Source organism: Pseudomonas sp. P39-UII1, from assembly GCF_039672635.1.
GTDB lineage: Bacteria > Pseudomonadota > Gammaproteobacteria > Pseudomonadales > Pseudomonadaceae > Aquipseudomonas.
Genome location: NZ_JBDFPP010000024.1, coordinates 1 through 20,147 on the forward strand (window position 1 = coordinate 1; position 20,147 = coordinate 20,147).

General features: G+C 65.6%; 7 protein-coding genes. All 7 read left to right on the forward strand.

Annotation, left to right across the window (positions count from 1 at the left end; all coding sequences use genetic code 11):
* Positions 1 to 308: hypothetical protein (locus tag ABEH27_RS22075; RefSeq protein WP_346615605.1), on the forward strand; the 308-nt coding region annotated here is incomplete at its 5' end.
* A 58-nt stretch (positions 309 to 366) separates the two neighbouring features.
* Positions 367 to 1,050: a response regulator transcription factor gene (locus tag ABEH27_RS22080; protein ID WP_346615606.1), complete on the forward strand. Its 684-nt coding sequence runs from the start codon at positions 367 to 369 to the stop codon at positions 1,048 to 1,050.
* Positions 1,047 to 2,369 carry an ATP-binding protein gene (locus tag ABEH27_RS22085; protein WP_346615607.1) on the forward strand — a complete coding sequence of 441 codons (1,323 nt, stop codon included), beginning with the start codon at positions 1,047 to 1,049 and terminating at the stop codon, positions 2,367 to 2,369. The genes ABEH27_RS22080 and ABEH27_RS22085 overlap by 4 nt, the downstream gene beginning before the upstream one ends.
* 136 nt (positions 2,370 to 2,505) lie before the next feature.
* Entirely contained in the window at positions 2,506 to 3,900 is a 1,395-nt protein-coding gene (locus ABEH27_RS22090; RefSeq protein ID WP_346615608.1) for an aspartate aminotransferase family protein, read from the forward strand.
* A gap of 12 nt (positions 3,901 to 3,912) precedes the next feature.
* Entirely contained in the window at positions 3,913 to 4,569 is a 657-nt protein-coding gene (locus ABEH27_RS22095) for a thioesterase domain-containing protein (protein ID WP_346615609.1), read from the forward strand.
* Between the two features lie 243 nt (positions 4,570 to 4,812).
* Positions 4,813 to 16,935 (forward strand): amino acid adenylation domain-containing protein, encoded by a 12,123-nt coding sequence (locus ABEH27_RS22100; RefSeq protein ID WP_346615610.1) that lies wholly within the window; start codon positions 4,813 to 4,815, stop codon positions 16,933 to 16,935.
* Positions 16,932 to 20,126 carry an amino acid adenylation domain-containing protein gene (locus ABEH27_RS22105; protein WP_346615611.1) on the forward strand — a complete coding sequence of 1,065 codons (3,195 nt, stop codon included), beginning with the start codon at positions 16,932 to 16,934 and terminating at the stop codon, positions 20,124 to 20,126. Before ABEH27_RS22100 ends, ABEH27_RS22105 begins: the two co-directional genes overlap by 4 nt.
* Positions 20,127 to 20,147: the final 21 nt, after the last annotated feature.

Sequence of the window (20,147 nt, forward strand, 5' to 3'; positions counted from 1 at the left end):
ATTGGTTCATGCCAACAAGGCTGGCAACTATGGCCTCACAGGCCATGGCACGTTGCAACAAATGTGGGAGCGGGCTTGCCCCGCGAAGCGCCGCGCGGGCGGCGCTCGATCTCAAGGGCGCTGAAGACCCCAAGGCAAGCGCTTCGCGAAGCGCCGCGCGGGCGGCGCTCGATCGCAAGGGCGCTGAAGATCCCAAGGCAAGCGCCCCGCGAAGCGCCGCGCGGGCGGCGCTCGATTTCATGAACGCCAAAAACCTCACGTCATGCACCCGGATCCCCACCTCCCATCCCCCCAAAAAAAGCCCATAATCCCCCCTTAATCCCCCCATAGTGCAATGCCAGCCACACCACCCCGGGAGCTCCAACCATGCACGTTCTGCTCTGCGAGGACGACGACCTGATCGCCAGCGGCATCTGCGCCGGCCTCACCGCACAGGGCCTGACCGTGGACCGCGTGGCCAACGCCGCCAGCGCCCGGGCCATTCTCCAGGCCGCGCAGTTCGACGTGATGATCCTCGACCTGGGCCTGCCCGACGAAGACGGCCTCAAGCTGCTGCGCCGCCTGCGCCAGCAAGGGGTGGACCTGCCAGTGCTGGTGCTGACGGCACGCGATGCGGTCACCGACCGGGTGGATGGCCTGCAGGCCGGCGCCGACGACTACCTGCTCAAGCCTTTCGACCTGCGCGAGCTGGCCGCGCGCCTGCATACCCTGCTGCGCCGGGTGGCCGGGCGGGCGGTCAACGTGATCGAGCATGGGCCGCTGCGCTATGACCCCAGCAGCTGCGAAGCAAGCCTGGCCGGCCAACCCGTCGACCTGTCGCGCCGCGAGCAGGCCTTGCTCCAGGCGCTGCTGCAAAACCCCGGCCGCGTGCTCTCCAGCGAGCAGCTCAAGGACTGCGTGTACGGCTTCAGCGACGAAGTCGAAAGCAATGCCCTCAACGTGCACATCCACCACCTGCGCCGCAAACTTGGCAACAGCATCGTCGAGACCGTGCGCGGCCTGGGCTACCGCCTTGGCCCGGCGCAGGCACCGGAGGAAGCGGCATCATGAGCTTGCGGGTACGCCTGAGCCTGATCCTTGGCAGCGCCTTCATCATCATCTGGGTGCTGGCCGCCGCGTGGATGCTGCGCGACCTGCGCCAGCAGATGATGTTCTCGCTCGACCAACGCCTGGTGGCTTCGGCGCGCATGGTCGCCGGGTTGATCGACCAGTTGCCGCAGCCGCTGGCCGCCAAGGGTGAAGATGCGCACTTTTCCGCCGACCAGTTCAGCGTGCCCGACGGCATGGCCTGCCAGGTGAGTTCGCTGCGGGGTGAAATCCTTGCCAGCAACCACAAGCACGATGGCGCCATGGACGACCAGCGCAGCGGCTTTCGCGACCAGACCATCGACGGCGCGTCGTGGCGTACCTTCACCTACAACCATGGCGATGTACGCATTACTACCGCCGACCGCCACATGGAACGCGAGGCGCTGAACCAGTCGATACTGCTGGCGGCCTCGGCACCGGTACTGATGGCCTTGCTCGGCAGCCTGGGGCTGGTGTGGATCGGCCTGGGCAAAGGCCTGGAGCCGCTCAACCGCATGCGCGATGCCCTGCGCAGGCGGCGTGCCGACAGCGTCGAGCCGCTGCAGGTGGCAGGCTTGCCCAGTGAGCTGCAGCCGCTGCTCGATACCCAGAACCAGCTGTTCCTGCGCATCGCCCAGACCCTCGAGCGCGAGCGCCGCCTGACCGACGACGCCGCCCACGAACTGCGTAGCCCGCTGACCGCGATCAAGACCCACCTGCAGGTGGCACGCATGACCGACGGCGCAGTGCGCGAGCAGGCGCTGGAACATGCCGAGCAGGGTACTGACCGTATGCACCGCACCCTGGAGCAACTGCTGATGCTGGCGCGTGTCGAGGGCAGCCTGTCGTTCGAGGATGGCCTGCAGTGCAGCGCCGAGCAGGTCGCCCGCCAGGCGGTGCAGGATGCCGGTGGCGGTGACAACCGGCGCATCGTCGTCCGCCTGCCTGAGGACGCCACCCGCATCTACCTCGGTATGCCCGCACCTCTGGCAGTGGCTGCCTTGCGCAACCTGCTGGACAACGCCCTGCGCCATGGCGGTGACACCGAGGTGGAGCTGGAGGTGCAGATGGCCGATGGGCAGGTGGGCTTCATGGTCCGCGACCACGGGCCGGGCATTGCTGCAGACGACCTGCAACACCTCACCGAGCGTTTCTGGCGGCATGGACAGAGCGGTGGTTGTGGGCTGGGGCTGGCGATCGTGCAGGCGATCGTGCAGCGCTGTGCCGGCAGCTTGCGCTTCGACAGCCAGGGCGATGGCCTAAGGGTGTTGCTGCAAGTGCCGGCGCGCTCGGGCGCCTGATCTTCCTAGCCTGTACCGGCCCCATCGCCGGCAACGACCACAAAAAATCCCACAACAACCGCTAAATCCCCCCCGCAGCCAAGCGTTTCCCAAGCGACAACTACCCGCACATTCGCTTGCTTGCGAGGATCTACCCATGTCGACCGCTTCCAGCCTTGCCCAAGTCCCGCCGGCCAGCGCGCCGCAACCGCTGTACGAGTTCAACGACTCGCCCTTGCTGCAACGCCAGCAGCAACAGGAATCCAACGCCCGCAGTTACCCCCGGCGCATCCCGCTGGCGCTCAAGCGCGCCCGTGGCATTCATGTCGAGGATGTCGAAGGCCGCCAGTTCATCGACTGCCTGGCCGGGGCCGGTACCCTGGCGCTAGGCCACAATCACCCGGTGGTGATCGAGGCGATACAGCGGGTACTGGCCGATGAAATACCCCTGCACACCCTCGACCTGACCACGCCGGTCAAGGACCGCTTTGTCCAGGACCTGTTCGGCATCCTGCCCGAAGCGCTGCGCCGCGAAGCCCGGGTGCAGTTCTGCGGCCCTACCGGTACCGATGCTGTCGAGGCGGCGCTGAAACTGGTGCGCAGCGCCACCGGGCGCAGCACCGTGCTGGCCTTCCAGGGTGCCTACCATGGCATGAGCCAGGGCGCGCTGAGCCTGATGGGCAGCCATGGCCCCAAGCAGCCGTTGGGTGCGTTGCTGGGTAATGGTGTGCAGTTCATGCCGTACCCCTACGATTACCGTTGCCCATTCGGCCTGGGTGGCGAAGCCGGGGTCAAGGCCAACCTGCATTACCTGGAAAACCTGCTGCTCGACCCGGAAAGCGGCGTGCCGTTGCCCGCTGCCGTGATACTGGAAGTGGTGCAGGGCGAGGGTGGCGTGGTGCCTGCCGATATCGAGTGGCTAAAGGGTGTGCGCCGTATTACCGAACAGGCCGGCGTGGCGCTGATCGTCGATGAAATCCAGAGCGGCTTCGCCCGCACCGGGCGGATGTTCGCTTTCGAGCACGCCGGCATCGTGCCGGATGTAGTCACCCTGTCCAAAGCCATCGGTGGCAGCCTGCCGCTGGCGGTGGTGGTCTACCGCGACTGGCTCGACACCTGGAAACCCGGCGCCCATGCCGGCACCTTCCGCGGCAACCAGATGGCCATGGCCGCAGGGTCTGCGGTCATCAACTACCTGGTCGAACACCGCCTGGCCGAGCATGCCGAGGCCATGGGCCAGCGCCTGCGTGGTCATTTGCAATCGTTGCAGAAAAACTATCCGCAGCTGGGTGATATCCGCGGCCGTGGCTTGATGCTCGGGGTGGAGCTGGTCGACCCGCACGGCCCGTGCGACGCGTTGGGCCATCCGCTGGCACATCGTGAACTCGCACCCAAGGTGCAACGAGAATGCCTCAAGCGCGGCCTCATCCTGGAGCTGGGTGGGCGCCATGGCGCGGTGGTGCGCTTCCTGCCGCCGCTGATCATCAGCGCGCCGCAGATCGATGACGTGGCGCAGCGCTTTGCCGAGGCGCTGGCTGCCGCTCACCACTGAGGAGTACCACCCATGACCTCGGTATTCGACCGCCCAGGCGGTCCAATGCGGGTGCTGGACATGGCCAATGTGCAGCTGTTCTGCCTGCCTTATTCGGGGGCCAGCGCCAGGGTGTACTTGCACTGGCGCAACACCCTGCCCGCATGGCTGAGCGTGCTGCCGGTGGAGCTGCCTGGCCGCGCAGGGCGTATCGGCGAGCCCCCGCAGACGGACATGGTGGCCTTGGCAGGTCAGCTGGCGGGCGAAATCCTGCCCAGGATCACCGGGCCGTATGCGTTGTTCGGGCATGGCTTGGGGGCATTGCTGGCGTTCGAGATGGCCCATGCATTGCGCGGCGCCGATGCCCCCGCGCCGTTGGCATTGATTGCCTCGGGCGCGGCGGCGCCGTCGCGGGCCGATACCCTGCTGTGCGAAGGCTACCGGTACACGCTGCGCGAACCCCTGGAATGCCCGATTCACGTGCTGGGTGGTGCGAGCGACACGGTAACCCAGGCGCAGTTGATCGATTGGCAGTTGGAGGGCGCCTCAGGCTTCTCTCTGGATGTCTTGCCAGGTGGCCACCTGTTCATTCATCAGCATGAGGCCAAGGTGCTGCGCATGCTCAGGGCCTGCCTGGAGCGCGATGGGCGCCGCCTGTCTTGGCCGGCTCTGAGGCAAGCCTCGGCTTGAGGCGCGTTTCAGGCGCCACTACCCACCCATGTCAACGCACGCCAGAAGACCTCGCTCACTCGAGGCCTTCTGGCGCGCTCTTGCTTGAGCCCTTGCCTTGGCTTGAACAGCCCAACGCTTGAGCCCAGTCACATTTGCCGGGCATCGCCCGCGCCTGCGGGGCTAAATCGGACCTTCGCTGTTTCGTCCTTGTGGGATGACTGGGTCCTGTGGTCCCGCTTCCTATTGCTAAGGACGCATCGCATGAATGCCGAAGATTCGTTGAAACTCGCTCGCCGCTTCATTGAGCTGCCGCCGGAAAAACGCCCATTGTTCCTTGCCGCGCTGCAGAAAGAGGGGGTGGATTTCGCCGTGTTTCCAATCCCGGCCAATGTCGCCACTGCGGGCCGTGACCGACTCTCCTATGCACAGCGGCGTATGGCGTTTCTCTGGCAACTGGACCCGCAGGGCGCGGCCTACAACCTGCCTATGGCGGTGCGACTCAAAGGGGACCTCGATGTAGCGGCGCTGCAAAGCGCGTTCGATCAGTTGGTTGCACGTCATGAAAGCTTGCGTACCCGCCTGCGCGCTGACGCCGATGAATGGCTGCAGGAGGTGCTGGAGCCTGCGGCCGTGGCCATCACCCGCCATGACCTGAGCCTTTTGGAGGCGGGCGAACGCGAGCAGCAGGTCACGGCGCTCGGCGCAGCCGAGGCACAGGCGCCATTCGACCTGGCCCGCGGGCCGTTGCTGCGGGTACAGCTGGTCAAGCTGCAAACCTGCGAGCACGTGCTGTTGCTGACGCTGCATCACATCGTCGCCGACGGCTGGTCGCTCAATGTACTGGTCGATGAATTCGTGCGGCTGTATGACGCTGCCTGTAAGCAAGTGCCGCTCTCGTTGCCGGCCTTGCCCATTCAATATCGCGATTACGCGGTGTGGCAGCGCAGTTGGCTGGAAGCGGGCGAGCAGGCGCGGCAACTGGCGTATTGGCGTGCTCAGCTGGGCGACGACCACACGGCGCTCGATCTGCCGTTCGATCACCCGCTACGCGCAGTACCCAGCTTGCGTGGCAAGCGTGTGGAACTGCAGGTTGAACCGGCCCTGGCCGCACGCCTGGGTATCCTCGCCAAAGCCCAGGGCGTGACCTTGTTCATGGTGCTGCTGGCCTCGTTCAAGCTGCTGCTGCAGCGCTATAGCGGTCAGCGAGCGATCCGTGTCGGCGTACCGGTTGCCAACCGCCACCGCAGCGAAGTGGAAGGCTTGATCGGCTGCTTCATCAACACCCAAGTGTTGCACACCGAGCTCGATCCGCTGATGGACGTGGCGCAGCTGCTGAGCCGCGTCAAGGACACCGCGCTGGGTGCCCAGGCACACCAGGATCTGCCCTTCGAGCAGTTGGTGGAGGCTTTGGGCGTTGAGCGCAGCGCCAGCCACAGCCCCCTGTTCCAGGTGCTGTTCAATCATCAGTCGGCCATCGCCGATGCGGGGCAGATTCAACTGGCGAGTGGGTTGACCCTGGAAAAGGTCGCCCTGGACAAGCACAGTGCGCGTTTCGACCTGGCGCTGGACACCTACGAAAGTGCCGGCCGCCTGCACGCGGTGTTCACCTATGCGGCGGACCGTTTCGAGCACTCGACGTTGGTGACCTTAAGCCAGCACTGGTTGCAACTGCTGCAGGGCCTGGCCGAGGGGGTGCAGGGCCCGGTGGGCGAGCTGCCATTGGGTGATGCACCGGCCTTGGTGGCGCCGAGTGTGGTCGAAGCGACAGGCTGCATCCATGACCTGATCGACGCCGCTACTGCCCGTGATCCACACCATGTGGCGGCGGTCAGTGGCGCCCGCCAGATCAGCTATGGTGCGTTGCAAGCCCGTGCTGACGGCCTTGCCCGCGTGCTGCTCGACGCTGGCGTGCAACCAGATGAGCGCGTGGCAGTGCTGGCCGATCGTTCCCTCGACATGCTGGTCGCCATCCTGGCAGTGCTCAAGGCCGGCGCCGCTTATTTGCCTGTGGAGCCGGAGCAGCCGCAGGCGCGGTTGGATTTCATGTTGGCCGACAGCCAGGTCAAGCGGGTGCTGGCGCCGGCCGGGCAGCTCAAGCTGGCGCCAGGCATCGAGTGCATCGACCCGGCGCGCGATTACCCTGAGGCGCCGTCGCCGTGTGTGCCGGTCAGCGCCGACAACCTCGCGTATGTGATTTACACCTCGGGTACCACCGGCACGCCCAAGGGCGTCGCAATCAGCCACGGCGCCCTGGCCAACTATGTGCGTGGCGTGGGCGAGCGCATGCAGGTGCATGAACTGCACAGCCTGGCGATGGTCACCACGCCGGCGGCAGACCTGGGGCACACCATGTTTTACGGGGCACTGTGCAATGGCAAGACCCTGCACATGCTGTCCAGGGATACGGTGTTGGACGCCCAGGCCTTCGCGGGTTATCTGCGCCTGCATGCCATCGACGCGGTGAAGATGGTGCCGTCGCACCTGCAGGCGATGCTCGCTGCTGGCCGCGATGCCCTGCCTGGGCGCTGCCTGGTGGTGGGGGGGGAAGCCATTGCCCCGGCATTGATTGCCCGCATCGCCACGCTGGCACCGGGCCTGCGTTTGATCAACCACTATGGCCCCACCGAAACCACGGTGGGTGTGCTGACGCATGAAATCCAGGGGCAGGCATTGCTCGGGCGCCCTCTGGCCAACCTGAGTGCCCATGTATTCGACGCTTGCCTGCTGCCCGTCCCCAGTGGAGCGCGTGGTGAACTGTTCCTTGGCGGGGCGGGCCTGGCCAGGGGCTACCTGGCGCAGCCAGCACTGACCGCCGAGCGGTTTGTACCAGACCCAGCGGGCCAAGGCGCTCGCCTGTACCGCAGCGGCGACTGGGTGCGGCGCGACGGCCAAGGCCAGCTGTCGTTTGCCGGGCGCATGGACGGCCAGCTCAAGATTCGTGGCTATCGCGTGGAAACAGCGGAAATCGACAGTTGCCTGCGCCAGCTGCCAGAGCTGGACAATGTGGTGGTGCGGGTGGTCGGCGAGCAGGACAACCGGCAATTGGCAGCGTATCTGGTGCCGCGCGCATGGCCCTCGAACGAGGCCGGCTGCCAGGCCTTCACCGACAACGTACGCCTGGCTCTGCGCCAGGCGCTGCCCGAGCACATGGTGCCGCAGTACCTGATGCTCTTGCCGCACCTGCCCGTGACTGCCAACGGCAAGGTCGATCTGGGCGCACTGCCGCAACCCGTGGCCACCCAGGTGGATTACCGCGCCCCGGTGACAGGGCTGCAAACCCAGGTGGCGGCGATCTGGGGGCAGGTGTTGCAGGTGGAGCAGGTAGGGCTGGACGACAACTTCTTCGCGCTGGGCGGCCATTCGTTGCTGGCCACGCAGGTGGTGTCGCGCATTCGCCAGCAACTGCAGTTGGAAGTGCCCTTGCGTGTGCTATTCGATACCCGCGACCTGCACGCATTCACGCAGGCGCTCGAAGGCCTGGAGCAAACCGGCGGCGACGAGATCCAGGTGCTGGACAGGGGCGAGCGCTTGCCTGTTTCGCATGCGCAATACCGGCAGTGGATGTTCTGGAAGCTCAACCCCGCCAGCACTGCCTACAATACCCCCCTGGCAGTGACGTTGCAGGGGGCGCTCGACCTGGGCGCGCTGCAGGCAGCATTCGACGCGCTGGTCGCTCGGCACGAAACCCTGCGCACCGTGTTCTGCGAAGAAGATGGGCTGCCCTGGCAGGTGGTGATGCCTGCAGCGCCAGTGCTCATAGAGACCCGGGACTTGACGGGCCTGACCGCTGATGGGGTAAAGCCGCACCTGGATCAGTTGTTCGCCAGCCCCTTCGACCTTGGCCAAGGGCCGTTGCTGCGCGTCGCGCTGTTGCGCACGGCTGCGGCCGAGCACCTGCTGGCCGTGTCGTTGCACCACATCGTTTCCGACGGCTGGTCGATGAGCGTCATGGTGCGTGAACTGGCCGCAGTGTACAACGCTGGCCCCGGGGGGCACCCCGTTCAGCGCCCGGCGCTAGCCGTGCAGTATGCCGACTACGCCGCCTGGCAGCGCCAGCGCCTGGCCGATGGCCAATTGCAGGCGCAGCTGGCGTTCTGGAAAGCGAAACTGGAAGACGACTTTGCGGTACTGGAACTGCCGGCCGACCGCTTGCGCCCGCAGCAGCAGAGCTATCGGGGTGGGCGCATCGACGTGCATCTGCCTGGCGAACTGACGTGCCAACTGCGGCGCCTGGCCGTAGCCGCCAATGCCACGCTGTTCCATGTGTTCCTGGCATCGTTCGCGCTGCTGTTGTCCCGTTACAGCGGGCGCCAGACGCTGAACATCGGCATTCCCGTCACCAATCGCAACCGCGTGGAGCTGGAAGGCCTGATCGGCTTTTTCGTCAATACCATCATCGCCCGGGTGGGCATCGCGCCTGCGCAGACCTTCGGCCAACTGCTGGCGGCGGTCAAGGAAACGACCCTGCAGGCCCAGGCCAACAAGGACATCCCCTTCGACGTGCTGGTCGAGCAGCTCAAGCCCGAGCGCGGGCTTGGGCACAATCCATTGTTCCAGGTGATGTACAACCACCTGCTGGATGTGGGCGAGAAGGTCTCCGGCGACAGCGTACAGGGCTTGCACGTGGAGGAAGTGCAGTGGCTGGAACAGACCACGCAGTTCGATTTGTCGTTGGATACCCTTGAGCGCTCGGATGGCGTGACCGCGTCGTTCAGCTACGCCTCCGACCTGTTCGATGCTGATCGCATCCAGCGTCTTGTGGGTCACTGGCTGACGCTGCTGGCGAGCCTCGGCCAGCCCGAGTTGGCCGTCGCCGAACTGCCGCTGGTCGATGCTGCGCAGTACCGGCAGCTGGTAAACGACTGCAACCCGCTGCCCAACGCCGCCGCGCTGGCGCCCAACGCCATGCAACTGATCGAAGAGCAGGCCCGGGCACGGCCGCAGGCCACCGCGCTGGTGCTGGACGACCAGTGCATGAGCTACGACGAGCTGAACCGTCGAGCCAACCGCCTGGCGCACGCGTTGCGCGAACAGGGCGTGGGCCCGGATGTGCGTGTGGGCATCGCGGCGCAGCGCGGCCTTGACCTGATCGTCGGCCTGTTGGCGATTCTCAAGGCGGGTGGCGCCTACGTTCCGCTGGACCCGTCCTACCCGCATGAGCGGCTGGAGCACATGCTGCAGGACAGTGGTATCGAACTGCTGCTGAGCCAACCTCACCTGGCGTCGAACCTGCCGGCCCTGGCCGGCGTTCGGCGCATGGACCTGGGCGCAACCCCTGAAACGCTGCTGGGCTACAGCGACAGCAATCCGCTGCCGTTGACTGTGCCGACCAACCTCGCCTACGTGATCTATACCTCCGGTTCCACCGGCAAGCCCAAGGGCGTGGCCATCGCCCACGGCGAGCTGTCGGCGTTTTGCCAGGTGGCCGCGGACTATTCGCGACTCACCCCCGAAGACAAGGTCCTGCAGTTCGCCACCGTCAGTTTCGACGGCTTCGTCGAGCAGCTATACCCGGCGCTGTGCCAGGGTGCACAGGTGGTGATGCGGGGTGAGCAGCGATGGGATATCGAGACGCTGACCGACACCATCATCCGCCACGGCGTGACCGTGGCCGACCTGCCCACTGCGTACTGGCGGCTGTTCGCCGCGCACATGCGTGGTGCGTCCTCCTGTGGGGCGTTGCGCCAAGTGCATGTGGGTGGCGAAGCCATGCCGCCCGAAGGGCTGAACGACTGGTTTGCTTCCTGCCTCAAGGACGTGCGCCTGCTCAATACCTACGGGCCTACCGAAGCCACGGTAGTGTCGACGGTGTTCGATTGTTCATTCAGCGCACAGCAGCCGTTGCCCAAGGCCAGCGTGCCGATCGGTACGGCCATCGATGGGCGTGCCACCTACCTGTGCGACAGCGGCTTCGCGCTGGCGCCTGTGGGGGTTGTGGCAGAGCTGTTGATCGGCGGCAATGGCTGCCTGGCGCGGGGTTACTTCAACCGGCCGGCGCTGACTGCCGAGCGTTTCGTGCCGGACCCGTTCGATTCCAGTGTGGCGGGGGGCGGGCGCCTGTACCGCACCGGTGACCTGGCCCGCTACCGTACCGACGGGGTGCTGGAATACAGCGGGCGAATCGACCACCAGGTCAAGGTCCGAGGTTTCCGCGTGGAAATGGGCGAGATCGAAGGTCATCTGCTGGGCCACGCCTTGGTGCGCGAGGCCGTGGTACTGGCGCAACCGACACCCAGTGGCCTGCAGTTGGTGGGTTACGTGGTGCCTGTCGAGGGCGTGCAGGCCGGCGACCTTCAGAGCGAAGCGGTGCTGCGTGACACCTTGCGCGATGCGCTCAAGGCAAGCCTGCCCGAGCACATGGTTCCGGCCTTCCTGCTGTTCCTCCCGGCAATGCCGTTGTCGCCCAACGGTAAGCTGGACCGCAAGGCCCTGCCACAGGCCGACGCCAGCCTGCTGCAACAGAGCTATCAAGCACCGCAGAATGCCCTGGAGGCGCAGGTCGCAGAAGTATGGGCACAAGTGCTGAAACTGGACCGCGTCGGGCGCGGCGACCACTTCTTCGAACTGGGCGGCCACTCGTTGCTGGCCACGCAGATGATCTCCCGGGTGCGCCAAGCCCTGGGCCTCGACCTGCCGCTGCGCAGCGTGTTCGAGGCGCCAGTGCTGGCTGATTTCGCCGCGCTGGCCGTGGTCGCGCCACAGGCCAGCCGGGGCGGTATCCCCAAGGTCGCCCGGGATCAGCCATTGGCGTTGTCCTACGGCCAGCAACGTCACTGGTTCCTCTGGCAGTTGCAACCTGACAGCGCGGCATACCATGTGCCGGCGGTCCTGCGTTTGACCGGGGCACTGGATGTCGCAGCCCTGAAGCGCAGTTTCAACGACCTGATTGCCCGTCACGAACCATTGCGCACGACCTTCAGCCAGCACGGTGATCAGGTCTACCAGGTCATTCACCCCAGCCTGCCGCTGGCTTGCACCGTGGATATTCTGCAGGGCCGGGATGATGCAGGCGTGCAGGCCTGCATCGACGCGGAAATTCAGCGCCCGTTCGACCTGGAGCACGGGCCGCTGTTGCGCGTACGGTTGTTGCAGCTGCGTGAGGACGAGCATGTACTGATCGTCACCCAGCACCACATCGTCACCGATGGCTGGTCCATACCGATCATGGTCGATGAGTGGGTGCAGCTGTACGAGGGGCACCGTCAGGGTCAGCCTGTCACACTGCCAGCGCTGGCTGTCCAGTACGCTGATTTCGCTCAATGGCAGCGCCAATGGCTGGAGGCAGGCGAGCGCGACCGCCAGTTGGCCTACTGGCGGGCCCAACTTGGCGCCGAGCAACCGTTGCTGGATCTGCCTGTGGACCGGCCACGGCCCAGCGTGCAGAGCCACGCTGGCGCGCGCCTGGAGCTGGTGCTCGATGAGCCTCTGACACGCTCGCTGCGGGCCCTGGCCAGCTCGGCGGATGCCACGCTGTTCATGGTGTTGTTGGCCAGCTGGCAGAGCGTGCTGCGGCGTTACTCGGGGCAAACCGATATTCGAGTGGGCGTACCCATCGCCAACCGTACGCAGGTCGATACGGAGCAGTTGATCGGTTTCTTCGTCAATACCCAAGTGATGAAAGCCGAATTCGCGCCTGACACGACGTTTGCCAGCTTGCTGCAGCAAGTGAAACAGGCGGCATTGGGCGCACAGATGCACCAGGACCTGCCGTTCGAGCAGCTGGTAGAGGCGTTGCAACCTGAGCGCAGCCAAAGCCATAGCCCGCTGTTCCAGGTCATGTTCAACCATCAAGGCCAGGGCCGACGCGCCGTTCACAGCTTGCCGGGGCTGAGCCTGGAGCCGTGGCCGCACGCCCATGGCTCTGCGCAGTTCGACCTGACCTTGGACACCGTCGACAACGGCGCCACGCTGGCGGCGTCGCTGACCTACGCAACCGAGCTGTTCGATGGCGCGACCATCGAACGCCTGGCCCGGCACTGGCTGCGTTTGCTGCATGGGGTGGCTCAAGCGCCGCACCTGGCCATTGCCCGGGTGGCCTTGCTCGATGCCCAAGAGCAGCGGCAGGTCATGCAAGCCTGGAACCCTCGGTCCGCCCACTACCCGCAAAGCCAATGCCTGCACCAGCTGATCGAGCAGCGAGTGGCGCAGGACCCGCAGGCCATTGCCGTGACCCTGGACCGCCAGCACCTGAGCTACGGCCAGCTCAACCGCCGTGCCAACCGCCTGGCGCACCGCCTGCGCGAGCTTGGGGTGGGGCCGGATGTGCGGGTAGGGGTGGCGCTGGAGCGTAGCCTGGAAATGGTGGTCAGCCTGCTGGCCATCCTCAAGGCCGGGGGCGCCTACCTGCCTCTGGACCCGCATTACCCTAGCGAACGCTTGGCGTACATGCTGCAGGACAGCGGCGTGCAATGGGTGCTGACCCAGCCGCATCTGCAGCAGCGGCTGTCGGCACCCCAGGCGGTGCATTGCCTGGATGTGGGCACTGGCGATGGCGCCTGGGCCAGCTACAGCGATGCCAACCCCGACAGCGGGGTGCAACCGCAGAACCTGGCTTATGTGATCTACACCTCAGGCTCCACCGGTAAACCCAAGGGTACCCTGCTGGCGCACGACAACGTCACCCGCCTGTTCGAGGCGACCCAGGACGATTTCGGCTTCAACGCCGAGGATGTCTGGACGGTGTTCCATTCCTACGCCTTCGATTTCTCGGTTTGGGAACTGTTCGGCGCTTTGCTGTACGGCGGGCGGGCGGTGATCGTGCCGCAGGACGTGGCGCGCTCGGCTGAAGACTTCCATGAGTTGCTGGTGCAAGAGCGCGTCACCGTGCTCAACCAGACCCCATCGGCGTTCAAGCCGCTCATTCGCGCCGCCTGCGCAGGAGCGCAGGGCGGGCAGGTGCTTGCATTGCGCTACGTGGTGTTTGGCGGTGAAGCACTGGATGTGGCAAGCCTTGCGCCTTGGTTCGAGCAGTTCGGCGATGCCCGGCCACGCTTGATCAACATGTACGGCATCACCGAGACCACGGTGCACGTCACTTACCGTCCGGTCACCCGCCAAGACTTGCAGGGCGTTGTAACCAGCCCCTTGGGCAGGGTCATTGGCGATTTGTCCTGGTACTTGCTGGACGACCAGTTCGAGCTCGCGCCCCAGGGCTGTCGTGGCGAACTGCACGTCGGCCAGGCCGGCCTGGCGCGGGGTTACTTCAACCGCCCTGGGCTGACGGCCGAACGTTTCGTGCCTAACCCCTTCGATACCAGCGAGCAAGGCGGCGGGCGGCTTTACCGCACCGGTGACCTTGCACGGTGTGGAGCCAACGGCATCATCGAATACAACGGACGTATCGATCACCAGGTCAAGGTGCGTGGTTTCCGTATCGAGCTGGGGGAAATCGAAGCCCGGCTGGTGGAGCAACCGGCTGTACGCGAGGCGACGGTGCTGGCCCAGGAAGGGCCTGGCGGCACGCAACTGGTGGCCTACCTGGTCCCCGCCGAGTCGGCGCTGCTGGACAGCCCCCAGGCTCAACAGGGCCTGCGTGACACCTTGCGTGCGGCGCTCAAGGCGGTGCTGGCCGAGCATATGGTGCCGGCCCATCTTTCGTTCCTCGCCGGGCTCCCGCTGACGGCCAATGGCAAGCTTGACCGCAAGGCCCTGCCGCAACCGCAGTTGGAGCAACTGGCGCATACCTATGTCGCACCCCAAGGCGAGCACGAGCTACAGGTGGCGGCAATCTGGGCCGAAGTGCTGGATGTCGAGCGGGTAGGGCGCAGCGACGACTTCTTTGCGCTGGGCGGGCATTCGTTGTTGGCGACCCAGGTGGTTGCGCGTGTGCGTCAGCAATTGGCGCCAGGCCTCAAGCTGCGTGCGCTGTTCGACCATCCGCGGCTGGACGACTTCGTTGCCTGCCTCGGCTGCGAGGAGCTTGCACGGCCAGCGCTGCCGGTGTTGCACGCCCGTTCGGGCACTACGCGCGCGCCGCTGGCGCTGGTGCAACGCAGGTTGTGGGTGGTGGAACAGCTATCACCAGGCAGTGCTGCCTACGGTATGCCCATGGCGTTGCGCCTGCGCGGCGAACTGTCGGTCGAGCTGCTTCATGCCAGCTTGCAGGCCGTGGTCGAGCGCCACGAGGTGTTGCGCACTACCTATGGTCAGGACAGCGAAGGTGAACCCATTGCCTTGATTGCGCCGCAGTTGGCCGTCGAGTTGCCGGTTTACGACTGGTCGGGCCTGAGCCGGGCCGAGCAGGAAGCCCAGGTGGCGAACCAGGCGCTGGCCAACGAAGCCTACCCCTTCGTACTCGATCAAGGGCCGCTGCTGCGGATGCAGGTTGCGCGGCTGGGGCCGTTGGAACACGTGCTGTTCTATTCCATGCACCACATCATCTCCGATGGCTGGTCGATGGCAGTCATGGCCAATGAGCTGGTGCAGATCTATGCAAGATTGCGCGCGGGCGACCACTCGCCACTGCCGGCTCTGGCGCTGCAGTACTCGGACTTTGCCCATTGGCAGCAAGCGTTGCAGGACGCCGGTGTGCTGCAGCGACAGGCGCAGTACTGGGCCGGCACGCTCGCCGGCTACTCCGGGCGGCTGCCGTTGCCGCTGCGCCAGCCGCGGCCGGCACACGCCAGCCATGAAGGCGGCAGCGTCTCGTTCCGCCTTCGCGATGGGTTGACCGCAGCGCTGAACGAATTGGCGGCACAGGCCCACGTCACGCTGTACAGCGTGATCCTGGCCGCGTTCCAGGCCTATTTGCACCGTTTGACCCGCAGTGACGATGTGGTGGTGGGCGTCGACTACGCCGGTCGTCAGCAGGCTGAGCTGGAAGGCTTGATCGGCTTCTTCGTCAACGTGCTACCGGTGCGCTCACGCCAGGTGCCAGGCAGCACGTTCGCCCAGTTCCTGGCCCAGGGTCGCGAGCAGCTGCTCAACGCATTCGAGCATCAGGACTTGCCGCTGGACATGATCGTGGAGGCCGCACGGGTGCCACGGCACAAGGGCATCAGCCCGCTGGTGCAGGTGTTGTTCGTGATGAACGACTTGCCCCTGCCTACTGCGGGTATCGAGGGGTTGAGCGTTGAAGCGCTGCCCAGTGTGTCGCAGCAATCGAAATTCGACATGGCGCTGTTCGTCGAGCAGGGCCAGCAGGCCGAACTCAGTGGCCATTGGCAATACGCCTCAGCGTTGTTCGAGCAGGCTGAGATCCAGGGGTTCGTGGACGGCTGGATAGCCGTTCTCGAGCAGATCACATGTGACCAGAGCGTGAGAGTGGAAGACATGACCATGCCAATTCAAGACGCGGCGGCCAGCCCAGCACCTGCCGGTAAAGCCAACAAGCTGGACAAGTTCCTGAAAAAGAACCAGACCCGCCCTGCAGCAGGGGCACAACGTCCGATTCGCGAGTCCCTGCTGGTGCCGGACCAGGTATTCCCACTGCTGCTGGAGCCGACCGACCCTGGGCTGGACGTAACGGGCTGGATCGCGGCCAATCGTGCCTGGGTCGAAGAAAAACTGTTGCATCACGGCGGCATTCTGTTCCGAGGCTTCAGCGTGCCTGACAGCCAGGCGTTCGAGGCATTCGCCGAGGCGGTACAGCCAGGTTTGTACGGCAATTACGGCGACCTGCCGAAGAAGGAGGGCGGGCAGAACACCTATCGGTCCACGCCCTATCCCGAGAAGAAGATGATTCTCTTCCACAACGAAAGCGCCCACCAGGACAGCTGGCCACGTAAGCAACTGTTCTTCTGCGAACTGCCATCGCCGGTCGGCGGCGCCACCCCGGTGGTGGACTGCCGGCAGATGTACCGGCGTCTGCCTGCCGCGCTGCGTGAGACCTTCGAGCGCAAGGGCCTGCTGTATGTGCGCACGTTCACCGGCAAGCTCGACGTGTCCTGGCAGCATTTCTTCAAGACCGAGCAGCGCGCCGAAGTCGAGGCCCGCTGCCATGCTGCCGGTATTCAGTGGCAATGGCTGGCCGACGATGAATTGCAGATCCGTACTCCGTGCCCCGCCATCATCACTCACCCGGGGAGTGGCGTGCGCTCGTTCTTCAACCAAGTGCAACTGCACCACCCTTACTGCCTGGATGACGATGTGCGCGAAGACCTGCTGACACTGTTTGGCAATGAGCGTATGCCGCGCAACGTGTACTACGGCGATGGCTCGCCGATCGAGGACGAAGTGATGCAGCTGATCGGCGAACTGTATGAACAATGCGCGGTGCGTTTCGACTGGCGCAAGGGCGACGTGATTCTGCTGGACAACATGCTGATTGCTCACGCCCGTGACCCCTTCGAGGGGCCGCGCAAGATTGTCGTGGCCATGGGCGACATGCTCGACCGGGCCAGCCTGGCTGCGATGCAGCCGCACCCACAGGAGGTGGATGCATGAGCACCATGATGGTTGAAAGCGTTGCGCTTTGCCCACAACAGCACTGGGCTTTGCAGGCCCTGAAGCGCGCCACGACCTTCGCTGAAGCAACCCGGCGCGTCACCCTGGATATCCAAGGGGAGCTGGATGTGCCCCGGCTCCAACGTGCCGTGGCAGCGCTGCCTGAGTTGCACCCTGAACTGACGGCGCGCCTGCAGGCAGTGACGGGCTTTCACGGGCTGCGCTGGTGCCCTGTAGCCGACTGCACTTCGCTGCCGCTGACGTCGCACCTGGCGCTGGTGTCAGGGTCGCAGGCCCAGTTGCAGCGCGAGGCCTGGTTGGGCCAGGCCTTCTCCCTGGCTGGCGGCCCCTGGGCGCAGGCCTTGCTGCTGCGCTTGGGCCAGACGCACTGGCAACTGACGCTGGCGGTGGCCAGCGTACTGGTCGATGGTCCCGGCATGGGCCTGCTGGCCGAAGGGCTGATCACCTTGTATGGAGCACCTGAGACACGCCTGTCGGAAGAGGCCGGGTGTTTTGAGCAGTACCTGGAATGGCGTGCGGAAACGGCGATCGATGAGGATGCCGAGCAGGCTCAGCGCTACTGGCGCGACCACCTTCAAGGTGAGTCGAGCGGCCGCGCCAGGCTGCCCTATCGCCTGGGCGACAGCCAGGGTAGCGCCATGGAACGTGTGCACGCCGAGGTGGCCCCGGTGCTGCTGGCCGGCCTGCAGGCGCAGGCTGCCGCGTTGCAGGTCGCACCGTTGACTGTGGTGCAGGCAGCCTGGTGGGTGCTGCTGGGCCGGGTCAGCGAGCAACCCGGATTCCTCGCGCAATGGCGGCATGACAGCCGTGAAGACTATGACTATTTTGCCCACAGCGCTGGGGTGCTGGAAAAGTCCCTGCCGCTGAAGCTGCGCATTGACGATGCCCAGCCTTTCGATGAGTGGGTGGCCCAGCTTGCCACGTTGGCGGCACAGCACGTGACCTGGCAGGAATACTGGGCGGCAGCCCCCGACGAGGCGCCGCCTGCGCTGGGTTTTGCAGCGGCGCGTGAGCACTGTGCCAGTGCGCCGCAGGGCTGGCGCCTGGAGCAAGCGCCGCGTGGCGGCGAGCCCTGTGAGTTGATGCTGCAGGTGCAGCTGTCTGCCGAAGGCGACTGCAAAGCCCTTTGGCTCGACTTTCTGCCCGACTGCTACGACGCCTCCAGCGTGCAGCGCCTGCTTGAGCAGTTGCTGATGCTGCTGCAGGGGATTGTCGATGACGCCACGCAGGCCGTGGGTGCCTTCAACCTGGTCGACCAGGCAGAGCAGGCGCGCTTGCTGGCCCTCAACCCGGCGCTGCCGGCATCGCCTGCGCCGCTGTTGATGGCGCGGCTGGCGCAGTGGCTGGCGCACGATTGCACGCGGGACGTCGTGGTTCACGGCGACCAGCGTTTGAGCTACGGCACGTTGGGACAACGCGTACAACGCCTGGCGGCGAGCCTTGCTGCCCAGGGCGTGGGGCCAGGTGCGCGGGTGGCCGTCGCCTTGCCGCGTTCGAGCGCGTTGGTGGAGTCGATCCTCGCCACCTGGTGGCTGGGTGCGGCCTATGTGCCATTGGACCCGCAGTGGCCACAGGCCCGTCAGGCCAACATTGTCAGCCGAGCGGGCGCAGCCTGGGTGGTTGGCCAGGCCGCGCAGTCGGCCCCCTGGCAAATGCAGGGCGTGCAGCTGCTTGATCCGGCAATGCTGGTGGAGCAACCCCTGGGCCAATGCACGCAGCCTTACCCGCTGCAGGGCGATGAGGCGGCCTACATCCTGTTCACCTCCGGGTCCACCGGGGAGCCCAAGGGCGTGATCATCGAGCATCGCCAGTTGGCCAATTACCTGGCCGGCGCCACTCAGGTGATGGGCCTGGCGCAATGTTCGCAGTTTGCCTTCACCAGCGGCGTGGCGGCGGACCTGGGCAATACCACCTTGTTCGGCGCGCTGTACAACGGTGCCTGCCTGCAGGTGGCCGATGAAGAGACCCTGCGCGATCCTGAGCGCTTCATGGGCTACCTGAGGGGTGGCAATGTCGATTGCCTGAAGATCGTCCCCTCGCACCTGTCGGCTTTGCTGGAGGCCGAGCACCCCTGTCTGCCGGCCACCCTGGTGCTGGGTGGGGAAGCGCCGGCCCCCAGCCTGCTCGAGCGGATTTTCCAAGTGCGCGCCGATTGTCGCGTGTTCAACCACTATGGCCCCACCGAGGCCACGGTCGGGGTGATGGTGCAAGCGCTGTCGCCCGCTTCGGCCGGGTGTGGGCCCGTGGGGCTTGGCAGCGTGCTGCCGGGCAACCAGGTGTATGTGCTGGACGGTCAGCAACGCCTGGTGCCTCCGGGTGTGCTGGGCGAGCTGTACATCAGCGGCCGCCAGCTGTGCCGAGGCTACCTGAACAGCGCTACCGACGTTTTCGTCGACAACCCGTTCGCAGCGGGAGAGCGGCTCTATCGCACGGGTGACCTGGCCCGTTATCGGGTCGATGGCAGTCTGGCCTTGCACGGGCGCAAAGACCAGCAGGTAAAACTCAATGGCTTCCGGGTCGAGCTCGGCGAGCTGGAAGCCGAGCTGCTGCAGGTGCCCTGTGTGCGCGAGGCGGCGGTTGTCGCGGTGCCTGCCGAGGACGCTCAGGCGGGGCTGCAACCGGCAGCCTTTGTCGTTGTGCACGCCGATGAGCAGGACCCCCTGGCCAGCATCCGGCGCGACCTGGCCTTGCAACTGCCTGGGCCTTTGCTGCCACGGCGTATTCAGGTGGTTGCGCAATTGCCACGGTTGGCCAATGGCAAGGTCGACCGCCAGGCCTTGGCCAGCCTGGCACCCCAGCCGCCAGAGGCTGAACTGCAGCCGGCCCGCACGGCGTTCGAGCAGTTGCTGGCCAAGCGCATGGGCCAATTGCTGGACCAGCCAGCCCTGGGCTTGCACCAGGACTTCTTTGCCGCCGGGGGGCACTCGTTGCTCGCCATCAAGCTGGTCGCGGGCATCCGCAAGGTACTGCGCCGTGATATCAGCCCGGCCATGGTGTTCGACAACCCGACAGTGGCACAGCTTGCCCAAGCGCTGGGTGAATTGCCCGACGCGGACCCGCAAGCGCTTGAAGCCCTGGCGCGTGCCCACCTGCAACTGGAGGCATTGCCGCCTGAACAGCGCGCGGCGCTGGAAGAAAAGGCCCGTCGCCTGCGCGAAGCGCAAAGCTGATTGCAAGGGCGCGTGCCCCGC